Raw genomic sequence first — 14,292 nt, forward strand, 5'->3', positions numbered from 1 at the left:
CGGGCTGTGGGTCAGCCGCACAGGCAGGGATCGGTGGTCCCGCCCAGGCCGTTGATGTCCTTGTCCCGCAGGGCGCCGGCGTACGCCTGGATCTCGTCGAGGTCGCCGTGCAGGTACTCGCCCCAGCCGTCGGCGGTCCGGGAACGCCCCACCTGGAGCGGGCCGTTGCTGTGCCAGCCGTTGGGGAGGTCCGCGGTCGCCGCCGCGTTGGTGTACCCGTTCATGTAGAGCTTGATCTTGTCGGTCGCGTCGTCGTAGACCACGGCCAGTTCGTAGCGATCGCTGTTGGCGCCGTGGTAGCCCGCGACCTGCGCCACCACCTTCTCGGGCGCGCCCGCCTCGTCCTTCTCCGGAACGACCAGCTGCCAGGCGTGCGTCGTCGGCTCGTACCGCAGCTTGAACGCGTCGGTGTGCTCGCCGGCCTGGGACAGCACGGTCATCGGACGGTTCGGCTCGTCGTCCGCCAGGCGGACGACCACGCCGATCGTGAAGCTGTCCGAAGTGTCCACGGCGGGCCCGTCCGGAGTGGCGTGTCCGCTCTCGCCGTCCAGCTTCAGGTTCCCGTCTCCGACCAGCGGGTACGGCACGACCGGGCAGTCGGGGTCGAGGTCGGGGATGCAGGAGTCGTCCGGGCCGCGGTGGATCGTGGCCCCGGGGCCGAGTCGCAGCGGAGCGCCGCCCTTCTGCTCGGGGCTGACACCGTCCGTCGCCGTCTCCAGCGACCAGTGGCCGAGCAGCTGCGGCTTCCGGTACGCGAGCCGGGTCACCTCGTCCGGTACCACGACGCGGTCGTACGCCTGGATGTCACCGAGGTCGCCGTGCCAGCGGGCGTGGTACCGGGATCCGTCCCGGACGCGGCCGATCTGGAAGGCGCCGGTCGCCTCCGCCGGTGCGGCCTGGACCGCGTTGCCGACCTCGTGGCCGTTGACGTAGAGCTTGGCGCGGCCGGTCTCGGTGTCGTAGAGACCCAGCAGGTGGGCCCACTCGCCGGTCTCCGGAGCGCCGCCGGTCACCCGTGCGGCGCCGACGGTGAACGACCAGGTGGCGCCGGAGTCCCGACTGTGTCCCTCCCCTGTGCACGTGAGGCCCGTGGATCACACGGGCCGCTGGAGGCTAACAGGGGCCGCAGAGACCGGCGTAGGGGTTTTCGCACCGGACGCGACCTGCGTACTTCTCCTTCCCGCTCACCCCTCGCCGGCCCGCTCCTCCTCCCTCAGGATCGGGAAGCGGCGCGGGGCCAGGACCAGGAGGACCACCAGGGCCAGTGCCGCCGCCCCCGCCGCGCCCAGGTACACGTAGTCGACGGCCGCGTCGATCGCGCGGCGCAGCGTGTCGTCCGCGTGGGAGAGCGTGGACGCGAGGCTGTCCAGGTCCTGGCCGGCGCCGAGGCGGGCGGCCAGGACGCCGTTGGCGATCGCTCCGAACAGGGCCGCGCCCACGCTCTGGCCGACCTGGCGGCAGAAGAGGACGGACGCGGTGGTCGTACCGCGCTCCTCGTACGGGACGGTCGACTGGACGCCGACGATCAGCGGGAGCTGGAAGAAGCCGAGTGCGCCGCCGAGCAGCAGCATGAGCAGGGCCGGCTGCCACGGTTCCCCGGGGAAGGGGAGGAAGGGGAAGGCGAGCAGGACGAGGAGTGCGAGGGTGATGCCGACGATCGCGGTGAGGCGGAAGCCGATGCGGTTGTAGACCCGGTTGGACAGGGCGGCGGTGACCGGCCAGCTGAGGGTCATGGCGGAGAGGACGAAGCCGGCGGCCGTGGAGCCGAGGCCGAGGACGGCCTGGGCGTAGGTGGGCAGGAAGACGGTCGGGGCGACCATCACCAGGCCGAGCGCGCCGAGGGCCAGGTTGACCGCGGCGATCGTGCGGCGGCGCCAGATCCAGCCGGGGATGATCGGTTCGGCGGCCCGGCGTTCCACGAGGACGGTCACCCCGGCGAGGGCGAGGGCGCCCCCGAAGAGGCCGAGGGAGGGGGCGGACAGCCAGGGCCAGGCGACGCCGCCCTGGACGAGCGCGGTGAGGAGGAGGGTTCCGGTCGCGAAGACGGCGAGGGCCCCGGCCCAGTCGACGGAGACCTTCCGGGGTGTCCTGTCCGGCGCCCGATCCGGCTCCACCAGGAATCGTCCGACCAGCCACAGCGCCAGCAGGCCCACCGGCAGGTTCAGCAGGAAGATCCAGCGCCAGTCCCCGTACCCCGCGAGGAGTCCGCCCGCCGCCGGTCCCGCGACCGAGGCGGTGGCCCAGACGGAGGAGAGCTTCGCCTGGATCTTCGGGCGTTCCTTCAGCGGGTACAGGTCGGCGGCGATCGTCTGGATCGTGCCCTGGAGCGCGCCGCCGCCCAGGCCCTGGACGACCCGGAACGCGATGAGCGAGCCCATGTTCCAGGCCGATGCGCACAGCAGGGAGCCGATGAGGAAGAGGACGGTTCCGGCGACGAGGACCGGCTTGCGGCCGAAGGTGTCGCAGAGCTTGCCGTACACCGGCAGCGTCACCGTCACGGCGAGCAGATAGCCGGAGAAGAGCCAGGAGAAGACCGAGAGGCCGCCGAGGTCGCCGACGATCTGCGGCACGGCGGTCGAGACCACTGTGCCGTCGAGCGCGGTCAGGCCCATCACCAGCATGAGCGCCGCGACGACGGGGCCGCGTCCGCGTGGCGTGGTGGCCGATGGCGTGACCTGCCGCGTCGTCGTTCTGCTCACGCCGGAATCCCCTCTCCACCTCTGACTCGTCCACCGCCGCACCCGTCGGCATCCGTCGACGCCGACCTGAATGGGTCGTACATCTAATCTGTTCGGCTCAGCCTCTCACTCGATCCACGGGTGGAGAACCCCTAGGGGCCTCTCCCCCATAGAGGGCAGGGCCTGTTCGTCCCGACGGAGGACGAGGGAGTGCCCTGTCCGTCTTTAACTTGGTCTTACGGATAACCCCAGGGCGAAGAGTGCGACGAGCACCAGTGACCAGCAGCCCCGGCTCCCCGCAGACTCGGAACCAAGCCCCACCTGACCTACGCGTACCTGCGCATACTCAGTTATAGGAGACATACCGTGACTTCGGCTGTGACCATCCCCAAGCGCGGGGACACTGGAGGCAATACGGCCGTGGCCGCGCGGGCGCGGCAGGTCGTCAAGGCGTACGGTGCGGGCGAGACGCGGGTCGTCGCGCTCGACCACGTCGATGTGGACATCGCCCGCGGGCAGTTCACCGCGATCATGGGCCCCTCGGGCTCCGGCAAGTCGACCCTGATGCACTGCCTCGCCGGCCTCGACACCGTCACCAGCGGCGAGATCTTCCTCGACGACACGCAGATCACCGGCCTGAAGGACAAGAAGCTCACGCAGCTGCGGCGGGACCGGATCGGCTTCATCTTCCAGGCGTTCAACCTGCTGCCGACCCTCAACGCGCTCGAGAACATCACGCTGCCGATGGACATCGCCGGCCGCCGCGCGGACCAGCAGTGGCTCGACCGCGTCGTGTCCACGGTCGGTCTCGCCGACCGCCTCAAGCACCGGCCCAACCAGCTCTCCGGCGGCCAGCAGCAGCGTGTCGCGGTGGCCCGCGCACTTGCCGCGCGCCCCGAGATCATCTTCGGTGACGAGCCGACCGGAAACCTCGACTCCCGGGCCGGGGCGGAGGTGCTGGGCTTCCTGCGGCAGTCGGTGGACGAGCTGGGCCAGACCATCGTGATGGTCACCCACGACCCCGTCGCCGCCAGCCACGCCGACCGCGTGCTGTACCTCGCGGACGGCCGGATCGTCGACGAGATGTACCGGCCCACCGCCGACGCCGTACTCGACCGCATGAAGGACTTCGACGCGCGCGGGCGGACGTCATGACCGTGCTCAAGACCTCGCTGCGCAATTTCTTCGCGCACAAGGGCCGCATGGCGCTCTCCGCCGTCGCCGTCCTGCTGTCCGTGGCGTTCGTGAGCGGCACGCTGGTGTTCACGGACACCATGAACACCACCTTCGACAAGCTCTTCTCCTCGACCGCCTCCGACGTCACGCTCAGCCCGAAGGACGCGGCGGTCGACGACGAGACCCCGCAGACCGGCCGCCCCGAGACCCTTCCCGCCTCCCTCGTGGAGCGGGTCGGCAAGGCCGAGGGCGTCAAGGCCGCCCAGGGCTCGGTCATCTCCCTGAGCGTGACCGTCGTCGACTCCCGTAACAACAATGTCGGACCCACCAGCGGCGCCCCGACGATCGCCGTCAACTGGAGCTCCAACGAGCTGCGTTCGGTGGATGTCGCCTCCGGCCATGAGCCGCGCGGCCCCACCGAGGTGATGGTCGACGCCGGCACCGCCGAGAAGCACAAGCTGAAGATCGGCGACGAGCTGCGCACGATCGCCGTCACCGGCGACTTCAAGGCGAAGATCTCCGGCATCGTCGAGTTCAAGGTCACCAACCCCGGTGCCACCGTCGTCTACTTCGACACCGCCACCGCGCAGCGTGAACTCCTCGGCAAGGAAGGTCTGTTCACCCAGATCACGGCCGACGCCGTGCCCGGGGTCAGCGACGAGAAGCTGAAGAGCAACATCGCCGCCGCGGTCGGCGGCGGCTACACGCTCCAGACGGCGGCCGAGGTCGCCGACGCGGGCCGCGAGGACGTCGCGGGCTTCCTCGACGTCATGAAGTACGCGATGCTCGGCTTCGCCGGAATCGCCTTCCTCGTGGGCATCTTCCTCATCGTCAACACCTTCTCCATGCTGGTCGCCCAGCGCACCCGCGAGATCGGCCTCATGCGGGCCATCGGCTCCAGCCGCAAGCAGGTCAACCGCTCGGTCCTCGTCGAGGCTGTCCTCCTCGGTGTCGTGGGCTCGATCGCCGGCGTCGCGGCCGGTGTCGGACTCGCCATCGGCCTGATGGAGCTCATGTCCTCCATGGGCATGGAGCTGTCCACCGAGGACCTGACCGTGAAGTGGACGACGCCCGCCGTCGGTCTCCTCCTCGGCATCGTCGTCACCGTCCTCGCCGCGTACATCCCGGCACGGCGGGCCGGCAAGGTCTCCCCGATGGCCGCCCTGCGCGACGCGGGCACCCCGGCCGACGGCAAGGCCGGCATGGTGCGGGGCGGGCTCGGCCTGCTCCTCACGCTGGGCGGCGCCGCCGCGCTGTGGGCCGCCACCCAGGCGGAGAAGGCCTCCGCCGGCTCCCTCTGGCTCGGCCTCGGCATCGTCCTCTCCCTCATCGGCTTCATCGTCGTCGGACCGCTCCTCGCGGGCGGCGTCGTCCGGGTCCTCGGCACGATCGTCCTGCGGGTCTTCGGCCCGGTCGGGCGGATGGCCGAGCGCAACGCGCTGCGCAACCCGCGCCGTACGGGTGCCACCGGCGCTGCCTTGATGATCGGGCTCGCCCTCGTCGCCTGCCTGTCGGTGGTCGGCTCGTCGATGGTCGCCTCGGCCACCGAGGAGCTGGACCGCTCGGTCGGCGCGGACTTCATCATCCAGTCCAGCAACGGACAGCCGGTCATGCCGCAGGCCCAGGCCGCCGTGGAGAAGACGCCCGGCCTGAGCCACGTCACCGAGTACACCTGGGTCGAGGCGACGATCACCGACCCGCGGGGCAAGCCCGTGGAGAAGGGCCTGGTCGCCGCCGAACCGACCTATGCGAAGGATTTGCGGCGCGACACGACCGCCGGTGAGCTGTCGGCCGCGTACGGCACGAACGCGATGTCCGTGGGCAGCGACTACGCCACCGAACACGGCGTGAAGGTCGGCGACGAGCTGACCGTCGCCTTCAAGGGCGGCGACAGCGCGAAGCTGAAGGTCGCGGCGATCACCTCGGACGAGAACAACGTCGACAAGGGCGTGATGTACACCAACATCACCACCGCGGCGCAGTATCTGGCCGCCGACAAGCGGCCGAAGAGCATGATCATGTTCGCGACGGCCGAGGACGGCAAGGAGAAGGAGGCGTACGCGGCCCTCAAGGACTCGCTCGCCGCCTACCCGCAGTACAAGGTGCAGAACCAGGCCGACTACAAGCAGGACCTGAAGGACCAGGTCGGCCAGCTGCTCAACATCGTGTACGGCCTGCTCGCCCTCGCGATCATCGTCGCCGTGCTCGGTGTGGTGAACACACTCGCCCTGTCGGTGGTCGAGCGGACCCGGGAGATCGGCCTGATGCGGGCCATCGGCCTCTCGCGCCGCCAGCTGCGCCGCATGATCCGCCTGGAGTCGGTGGTCATCGCCCTCTTCGGCGCCCTGCTCGGCCTCGCCCTGGGCATGGGCTGGGGCACGGCGGCCCAGAAGCTGCTGGCCCTGGAGGGTCTCGGGGTCCTGGAGATCCCGTGGCCGACGATCCTGACGGTCTTCGTGGGCTCGGCGTTCGTGGGCCTGTTCGCGGCGCTGGTCCCGGCGTTCCGCGCGGGCCGGATGAACGTCCTGAACGCGATCGCGACCGAGTAGTCCCGAGGGGGCCACGGGGGTGCCCCCATGGGCTCGTACGGCCCGGTGACGGTCACCGGGGCCGTACGCGTCAGCGCCGGCCCGGTCCCACCGATCCGGTGGGAAACGGCAAGGAGGGCCGGGCGACCGGCCCTCCTTCCGTGTGCTCGCCCCCGGTGACAGCAATCCTTCGCGCGAGTGACGGAGCCACGTCGTAGGCTGGTCCCACCCGGCCGTCGCGCCGGGACCCCCGGCCCGTGAGACGTGTCGGGCTGTTCGCGTTGCCCGCTGTCGTAAACCCACCGGGATGGAAGTCCATGAGCCTGCACGGTCTGCTCGACCTCGTCGTCAAGGACGCGGCCCTCGCCGAGGCGGTGAAGGCCGCCGCCGACGGCAACCGTATGCACGTGGATCTGGTCGGCCCCCCGGCCGCGCGCCCCTTCGCGGTGGCCGCGCTCGCCCGTGAGGCGGGCCGGACCGTGCTCGCCGTCACCGCGACCGGCCGGGAGGCCGAGGACCTGGCGGCAGCCCTGCGCAGCCTCCTGGACCCGGACACGGTCGTCGACTACCCCTCCTGGGAGACGCTGCCGCACGAGCGGCTCTCGCCCCGTTCCGACACCGTCGGACGGCGCCTCGCCGTGCTGCGCCGTCTCGCCCACCCGTCTGCCGACGACCCGTCCGCCGGCCCGGTCTCCGTCGTCGTCGCGCCCGTACGCTCCGTGCTCCAGCCGCAGGTCAAGGGCCTCGGCGACCTGGAGCCGGTGGCCCTGCGCACCGGGCAGACGGCGGATCTGAACGAGATCGTGGAGGGCCTGGCCGCCGCCGCGTACTCCCGGGTCGAGCTGGTCGAGAAGCGCGGCGAGTTCGCCGTGCGCGGCGGCATCCTGGACGTCTTCCCGCCGACCGAGGAGCACCCGCTCCGGATCGAGTTCTGGGGCGACGACGTCGAGGAGATCCGTTACTTCAAGGTCGCCGACCAGCGCTCCCTGGAGGTCGCCGAGCACGGCCTGTGGGCCCCGCCCTGCCGTGAGCTGCTCCTCACCGACGAGGTGAAGCGGCGCGCCGCCGCCCTCGCGGAGGAGCACCCGGAGCTGGGCGAGCTGCTCGGCAAGATCGCCGAGGGGATCGCGGTCGAGGGCATGGAATCCCTCGCCCCCGTCCTGGTCGACGACATGGAGCTGCTGCTCGACGTCCTGCCCAAGGGCTCGATGGCCGTCGTGTGCGACCCCGAGCGGGTCCGTACCCGGGCCGCCGACCTCGTCGCGACCTCGCAGGAGTTCCTCCAGGCGTCGTGGGCGGCGACCGCCGGTGGCGGTGAGGCCCCGATCGACGTCGGCGCTGCCTCCCTCTGGGGGATCGCGGACGTACGGGACCGGGCGCGCGAGCTCGACATGATGTGGTGGTCGGTCTCCCCGTTCGCGGCCGACGAGACGCTGGACGCCGACACGGTGAAGCTGGGCATGCACGCCCCGGAGACGTACCGCGGCGACACCGCCCGGGCGCTCGCCGACACCAAGGGCTGGCTGGCCGACGGCTGGCGCACGGTCTACGTCACCGAGGCGCACGGTCCGGCGACCCGCACGGTCGAGGTCCTCGGCGGAGAGGGCATCGCGGCCCGCCTCGACGCCGACCTGGCCGAGGTCACCCCGTCCGTCGTCCATGTGGCGACCGGCTCGATCGACTTCGGCTTCGTCGACCCGGCGCTCAGGCTGGCCGTGCTCACCGAGACCGACCTGTCCGGCCAGAAGGCGGCCGGCAAGGACGGCCAGCGGATGCCGGCCAAGCGGCGCAAGACGATCGACCCGCTGACCCTGGAGGTCGGCGACTACATCGTGCACGAGCAGCACGGCGTCGGCCGGTACATCGAGATGGTCCAGCGGACGGTGCAGGGCGCCACCCGCGAGTACCTCCTCGTCGAGTACGCGCCGGCCAAGCGCGGTCAGCCCGGCGACCGCCTCTACATCCCCACCGACCAGCTGGAGCAGGTCACCAAGTACGTCGGCGGCGAGGCCCCCACCCTGCACCGGCTCGGCGGCGCGGACTGGACGAAGACCAAGGCGCGCGCGAAGAAGGCCGTCAAGGAGATCGCCGCCGACCTGATCAAGCTCTACTCGGCGCGGATGGCGGCCCCCGGCCACGCCTTCGGCCCCGACACCCCCTGGCAGCGGGAGCTGGAGGACGCCTTCCCGTACGTGGAGACGCCCGACCAGCTGTCCACCATCGCCGAGGTGAAGGAGGACATGGAGAAGACGGTCCCGATGGACCGCCTGATCTGCGGCGACGTCGGCTACGGCAAGACCGAGATCGCCGTGCGAGCGGCCTTCAAGGCGGTCCAGGACGGCAAGCAGGTCGCGGTCCTGGTCCCCACCACGCTCCTCGTCCAGCAGCACTTCGGCACGTTCTCGGAGCGGTACTCGCAGTTCCCCGTCATCACCCGCGCGCTCTCCCGCTTCCAGACGGACACCGAGTCGAAGGCGACGATGGAGGGCCTGAAGGACGGTTCCGTCGACATCGTCATCGGCACCCACCGCCTCTTCTCCTCCGAGACCAAGTTCAAGGACCTCGGCCTGGTCATCGTCGACGAGGAGCAGCGCTTCGGCGTCGAGCACAAGGAGCAGCTGAAGAAGCTCCGTGCCAACGTCGACGTCCTGACGATGTCCGCCACCCCCATCCCCCGTACGCTCGAAATGGCGGTCACCGGCATCCGCGAGATGTCGACGATCACCACCCCGCCGGAGGAGCGGCACCCGGTCCTCACCTTCGTCGGCCCGTACGAGGAGAAGCAGATCGGCGCGGCCATCCGCCGTGAACTGCTGCGCGAGGGCCAGGTCTTCTACATCCACAACCGGGTCGAGTCGATCGACCGGGCGGCGGCGCGGCTGCGGGAGATCGTCCCGGAGGCGCGGATCGCGACCGCGCACGGCCAGATGTCGGAGTCGGCCCTGGAGCAGGTCGTGGTCGACTTCTGGGAGAAGAAGTTCGACGTGCTGGTCTCCACGACGATCGTCGAGTCCGGCATCGACATCTCCAACGCCAACACGCTCATCGTCGAGCGCGGCGACAACTTCGGGTTGTCGCAGCTGCACCAGCTGCGCGGCCGTGTGGGCCGTGGGCGCGAGCGGGGTTACGCGTACTTCCTGTACCCGCCGGAGAAGCCGCTGACCGAGACCGCGCACGAGCGGCTCGCGACGATCGCCCAGCACACCGAGATGGGCGCGGGCATGTACGTGGCGATGAAGGACCTGGAGATCCGCGGCGCGGGCAATCTGCTCGGCGGCGAGCAGTCCGGTCACATCGCGGGCGTCGGCTTCGACCTGTACGTACGGATGGTGGGCGAGGCGGTCGCCGACTACCGGGCCTCCCTGGAGGGCGGTGTCGAGGAGGAGCCGCCGCTGGAGGTCAAGATCGAGCTTCCGGTCGACGCGCACGTCCCGCACGACTACGCGCCGGGCGAGCGGCTCCGCCTCCAGGCGTACCGCGCGATCGCCTCCGCCAACACGGAGGAGGACGTCAAGGCGGTGCGGGAGGAGCTCACCGACCGCTACGGCAAGCTGCCCGAGCCGGTGGAGAACCTGCTCCTGGTCGCCGGCCTGCGGATGCTGGCCCGCGCGTGCGGGGTCGGCGAGATCGTGCTCCAGGGCCCGAACATCCGCTTCGCGCCGGTGGAGTTGCGCGAGTCGCAGGAGCTGCGGCTCAAGCGTCTCTACCCGCGCACGGTCATCAAGCCGGCCGTCCACCAGATCCTGGTGCCGCGCCCGACGAGCGGGAAGATCGGCGGGAAGCCGGTGGTGGGGCGCGAACTGCTGGCGTGGACGGGCGAGTTCCTGACCACGATCCTGGGGTCGTAGAGCGTGGGTGGGTCCGGGGCCGGCCGGCCCCGGACCCGGTTCCTACAGCGCGTCGAGGTCGAGCGCCTCGGCCATCGCCCTGTAGCCGGCGTCGCCCGGGTGCAGGTGGTCGCCCGAGTCGAAGGCGGGGAGCATCCGGTCCGGGTCGGACGGGTCGGCGACGGCTCGGTCGAAGTCGACCACCGAGTCGTACGCGCCCGAGGTGCGGATCCAGTCGTTGACCGCGTCCCGCTTGGCCTCGTTGGCCGGGGTGTCGTAGAACGAGCCCTTGATCGGGGTCAGCGTCGCGCCGACGACCTTGATGCCCCGGGCGTGGGCCTGGCGGATCAGGGAGCGGTGGCCCTCGATGAGCTGCTCGACCGACACCTCGGGTGTGGGGCCTCCGGGGAAGGCCGGGCTGCTGCCGCCGATGTCGTTGATGCCTTCGAGAACGATGACCGTGCGCACGTTCGGCTCGGTCAGGACGTCCTTCTTGAACCGCTCGATGCCCTTCTCGCCCGCCCAGGTCGTGTCGTTGGTGACCTGGTTGCCGCCGATCCCGTGGTTGAGGACGCTCCGTGGCTTGCCCGCGGCGGCGAAGCGCTCGGCCAGCTCGTCGGGGTAGCGGTTGTTCACGCCCGGGCCCGAGCCGACGCCGTCGGTGATGGAGTCGCCGAACGTCACGATGCCGTCCCGGCGGGCGGGAGCGCCGCCGCTCACCTCGACGCCGGAGAGGTAGTACCAGGACTCGCTGCTCTCCTTGAACGCGGTCCCGTCGCGGTCCGAGCGGTGGTCGCCGTCCGCGCGGTAGCTGGTGGCGGAGGCGAAGTGGTGGAAGGTGGCCGGTCCGGTGGGCGCGGCCAGGTAGAGGGTGACCGTCACCGACTCCAGCGCCTTCACGGTGAACGGCACGCCGTCGCTGTACGCCGTCCCGCCGGCGGGAATCGTCACCGAGCGGCCCTTGCCGAAGGACAGCTGCCGGACCGAACCGGCCTTCACCGAGGCGCCCTTGTCCGTGCGGGCCACGGTCGCACCGGTGATCCGCAGCGGGGTCGTGCCGTAGCGGTTGGACAGCTCGATACGGGCCTTGGTGCCGCCGGTGGTGACGCGGACGACCTGGCGGACCGTGTGGTTCGAGAAGCCCTGCTGGGACCAGTTGGGGCCGAAGGGGGCGGTCGGGGCGTGCGGCGAGGTGGCCCAGGCGCCGCGCCAGGAGCCGTCGTGCCGGTGCTCGGCCGCGACGGCGCCGCCGAGCGGAACGGCGGTGAGGACGGCGGCACTTAAGGCGACGACGGTCGTGAGGCGTACGGACGTGGTGAAGGTCTTCGTGGTCTTCGTAGTCATGTACGTGACCAAGTGGAGCGCGACTCCGCTTATTCCTGGGCCGGTTGTGCGGCGTCGGACGCGAACAGCAGCCCGGCGAGGGTGCGGAAGACCTCCTCGGGGTCCTGTTCGCCGATCGGGCCCGCGAGGTTGTGGCTGAGCAGCAGGGTCGCGAAGCCATGGGCCAGCGACCAGGCCGCGACGCCCGCGAGGCGGGCGTCGGGGCCCCGGCCGTCGGCCGGTACGCCCGCGATGCCCGCCCGGAGCCCCGCGCCGGCCCGTTCCTTGGCGGCGAGCAGCTCCGGGTCGTCGGGCCGGTGCAGGTCCGGCTGGAACATCACCTGGAAGTGCGCGGGGTGCTCGGTGGCGAAGCGCACGTACCGCACCCCGGCGTCCTTCAGGTCCTTCGCCTGCGCGAGGGCCGCCGCGAGCAGGTCGAAGCCCTCGGTCGCGACGGCCGTGAGCAGTCCCGCGCGGTCCTTGAAGTGGTGGGCCGGGGCCGCGTGCGAGACGCCCGCGCGGCGCGCCAGGTCGCGCAGGCTCAGGGCGGAAGGACCCTCGGTGGCGATGACGTCGAGGGCGGCGCTCAGGACCGCCTGCCGCAGGTCGCCGTGGTGATAGGTGCTCCGGCTGCTCATGAACAGCAGCCTACGCCTCATCTAGGCATTGACAAGTTCGCCGGACGAGAGCAATCTAGTCAGCGTCAAGATGAGGATGGAATTCGACCGAGGAGGCGGACATGAGCACCGAGATCGGCACGGCGGTCGAGCACACCGTGGAGCCCGGGCGCGTACGGCAGATGTGGCATCTGCTCGAACCCCTCCACGCGCTGCTCTACTACGCCCCCGAGGCCTTCGAGGAGGCCCGCGCGCTCGGCCACGACGTGCAGGAGCGCTGGCCGGCCTACTTCGCCTGGCGTGCCGCACCCCTCCGTCCGGCCGGAGCCGAGCGGGTCGGCTCCGCGTTCTACAGCTTCAGCCCGGAGATGGTGGCCCGGTACGTGCCGGAGGTCTGGCGGACCGCCGCGCCCGCCGACGCCCTGGACGCCCGGCTGCGCGCCGTCGACCGCGCCTACCGCGCCGTCCTCGGGCCCGAGGTCGTCGACGGGCCGGGCCTCGCCGAGGCGGCCGCGCTCGCCCGGCGGGCCGCAGGGGCCGCGGTGACGGCCGGTCGTCCGCTCGCCGCCGCCAACGCCGAGCTGCCCTGGCCCGAGGCCCCGCACCTGGTTCTCTGGCAGGCCGCGACGATCCTGCGCGAGCACCGCGGGGACGGCCATCTGGCCGCCCTCCTCGCCGCCGGCCTGGACCCGGCCGAGTCCCTGGTCTCCTTCGCGGCCGTAGGGGCCGCGTCCGAGCAGACCTTCGCGAGCCGCGGCTGGAGCGAAAGTGCCTGGTCGGAGGCCCGGGGCCGGCTGACCACCCGCGGTCTGCTCGCCGCCGACGGCTCCGTCACCGACGCCGGCCGCGCCCTGCGCGCGGGGGTGGAGCTGCGTACGGACGAACTGGCCGCCGCCCCCTGGGCCGCCCTCGGGTCCGAGTCCACCGCCCGGCTCGCCGAGCTCCTCGGCGGACCCTGGCTGGCCGTCATCGGCTCCGGCCTGCTGCCCGGCGAGAACACCCTGGGGATCGGCAGGATCTGAGGGCGCCGGAAGCGCCGCGGCCGGAGGCGTCCGGAAGCGCGGCCGAGGGCGTCCGGAAACACCGCGGCCGTGGGGTGCGCGCGCGGCGCACCCCACGGCCGCACAGGTGCGGGGGAGTCGTCAGGTCGGGGGCTGGTCCTGCCCCCGCTGCTTGTCGATGTACTCCTGTGCCTTCTGCTGGCCCTGGTCGACCTTGGCGGCGTGCTTCCCGCCGGTCCTCTGGTCGATCGTGTCGCCGCCGCGTTCGACGGCCTGATCGGCCTTGTCCGGATGCTGGCCCATCATGCCCTTGAGCTTGTCCATGATCCCCATGATCTTCGCGACTCCTTCGAAAGGGGACAAACAGCTCATTCGACGCTACGCGCCCCCTGTCGATTCCGCGCGCCGAACGACTCAATGGTCTGGACCGCAAAGGGGCTGGCTAGGATCCCCGCGTGCCCAGCCATCCGAAGACCCTCCCCCTCGCCGTACTTGCCGCCGCCGTCCTCATAACCTCCGGCTGCACGGCGGACCCTGACGGCTCCCCGGCCGGAGCCGCCCCGGGCGGGGGCGGCCCCGCGCTCGCCGCCGTCGACACCCTCACCGTCAAGGGCCGAGCCCCCAGGACCGGCTACGAACGGGAGAAGTTCGGCCGTGCCTGGATCGACGTCGACGGCAACGGCTGCGGGACCCGCGACGACATCCTCAAGCGCGACCTCTCCGACGTCCGCTTCAAGGAGGGCCGCTGCAAGGTCGCCTCCGGGGTCCTCGCCGACGACCCGTACACGGGGGACCGCGTCGACTTCGTGCGAGGCCGCAGCAAGGTGGACATAGACCATCTCGTCGCCCTCTCCGACGCCTGGCAGAAGGGCGCGCAGCAGTGGGACGAGGCGAAGCGGCACCGCTTCGCCAACGACCCGCTGAACCTCCTCGCCGTCGACGCGTCCGCCAACCGCCGCAAGTCCGACGGGGACGCCGCGACCTGGCTGCCGCCCAACAAGGCGTACCGCTGCACCTATGTGGCCGCGCAGGTCGCGGTGAAGAAGAAGTACGGGGTGTGGGTCACCCGGGGCGAGCGCGACGCGATGAAGACGGTCCTGCGCGGGTGCCCGGACCAGAAGCTGCCGTGACCCCACGGCTGC

General features: G+C 71.4%; 10 protein-coding genes and 1 pseudogene. 5 read left to right on the plus strand and 6 right to left on the minus strand.

Annotated elements, in window-relative coordinates:
• Positions 1 to 11: 11 nt before the first annotated feature.
• The 3 genes and pseudogenes from ACFC0D_RS16040 to ACFC0D_RS16050 all read right to left on the minus strand — a co-directional run bounded on the left by ACFC0D_RS16040 (position 12) and on the right by ACFC0D_RS16050 (position 2,699).
• The gene (locus ACFC0D_RS16040) at positions 12 to 782 is read right to left on the minus strand and encodes a LamG-like jellyroll fold domain-containing protein (protein WP_376435488.1); all 771 of its coding nucleotides are present in this window, start codon (positions 780 to 782) and stop codon (positions 12 to 14) included.
• A pseudogene (locus ACFC0D_RS16045) lies at positions 777 to 1,037 on the minus strand (LamG-like jellyroll fold domain-containing protein); the annotation flags it as partial. The pseudogene ACFC0D_RS16045 and the gene ACFC0D_RS16040, both read right to left, overlap by 6 nt.
• Positions 1,038 to 1,184: 147 nt before the next feature.
• Positions 1,185 to 2,699, minus strand: coding sequence for an MFS transporter (locus ACFC0D_RS16050; protein WP_376435444.1), 1,515 nt, complete (start codon positions 2,697 to 2,699; stop codon positions 1,185 to 1,187).
• A gap of 345 nt (positions 2,700 to 3,044) precedes the next feature.
• Here ACFC0D_RS16050 and ACFC0D_RS16055 point away from each other — a divergent pair, with 345 nt between their 5' ends.
• The 3 genes from ACFC0D_RS16055 (at position 3,045) to mfd (ending at position 10,230) form a co-directional block, all read left to right on the plus strand.
• Positions 3,045 to 3,833: an ABC transporter ATP-binding protein gene (locus tag ACFC0D_RS16055; protein ID WP_376435447.1), complete on the plus strand. Its 789-nt coding sequence runs from the start codon at positions 3,045 to 3,047 to the stop codon at positions 3,831 to 3,833.
• Positions 3,830 to 6,403: an ABC transporter permease gene (locus tag ACFC0D_RS16060; protein WP_376435450.1), complete on the plus strand. Its 2,574-nt coding sequence runs from the start codon at positions 3,830 to 3,832 to the stop codon at positions 6,401 to 6,403. The genes ACFC0D_RS16055 and ACFC0D_RS16060 overlap by 4 nt, the downstream gene beginning before the upstream one ends.
• A 296-nt stretch (positions 6,404 to 6,699) precedes the next feature.
• Positions 6,700 to 10,230 carry a transcription-repair coupling factor gene (gene mfd / locus ACFC0D_RS16065; RefSeq protein WP_376435452.1) on the plus strand — a complete coding sequence of 1,177 codons (3,531 nt, stop codon included), beginning with the start codon at positions 6,700 to 6,702 and terminating at the stop codon, positions 10,228 to 10,230.
• A gap of 42 nt (positions 10,231 to 10,272) precedes the next feature.
• On the opposite strand, the gene ACFC0D_RS16070 is transcribed toward mfd, so the two are convergent.
• Together ACFC0D_RS16070 and ACFC0D_RS16075 are read right to left on the minus strand one after the other, a co-directional pair.
• Positions 10,273 to 11,553 (minus strand): SGNH/GDSL hydrolase family protein, encoded by a 1,281-nt coding sequence (locus tag ACFC0D_RS16070; protein ID WP_376435455.1) that lies wholly within the window; start codon positions 11,551 to 11,553, stop codon positions 10,273 to 10,275.
• 29 nt (positions 11,554 to 11,582) lie between these two features.
• Positions 11,583 to 12,170, minus strand: a complete 588-nt coding sequence (locus ACFC0D_RS16075; RefSeq protein ID WP_376435458.1) for a TetR/AcrR family transcriptional regulator — start codon at positions 12,168 to 12,170, stop codon at positions 11,583 to 11,585.
• Positions 12,171 to 12,271: 101 nt separating this feature from the next.
• Here ACFC0D_RS16075 and ACFC0D_RS16080 point away from each other — a divergent pair, with 101 nt between their 5' ends.
• On the plus strand, positions 12,272 to 13,171 hold the full coding sequence (locus ACFC0D_RS16080; protein ID WP_376435461.1) for a hypothetical protein: 900 nt from the start codon (positions 12,272 to 12,274) through the stop codon (positions 13,169 to 13,171).
• Between the two features lie 120 nt (positions 13,172 to 13,291).
• Here ACFC0D_RS16080 and ACFC0D_RS16085 read toward each other — a convergent pair whose 3' ends face one another.
• Positions 13,292 to 13,483: an antitoxin gene (locus tag ACFC0D_RS16085; protein WP_376435464.1), complete on the minus strand. Its 192-nt coding sequence runs from the start codon at positions 13,481 to 13,483 to the stop codon at positions 13,292 to 13,294.
• A gap of 122 nt (positions 13,484 to 13,605) precedes the next feature.
• On the opposite strand from ACFC0D_RS16085, the gene ACFC0D_RS16090 reads away from it, so the two are divergent.
• The gene (locus tag ACFC0D_RS16090) at positions 13,606 to 14,280 is read left to right on the plus strand and encodes an HNH endonuclease family protein (protein ID WP_376435467.1); all 675 of its coding nucleotides are present in this window, start codon (positions 13,606 to 13,608) and stop codon (positions 14,278 to 14,280) included.
• Positions 14,281 to 14,292 lie beyond the last annotated feature (12 nt).

Source organism: Streptomyces sp. NPDC056222, from assembly GCF_042264065.1.
In the GTDB taxonomy this organism is placed as follows: domain Bacteria; phylum Actinomycetota; class Actinomycetes; order Streptomycetales; family Streptomycetaceae; genus Streptomyces.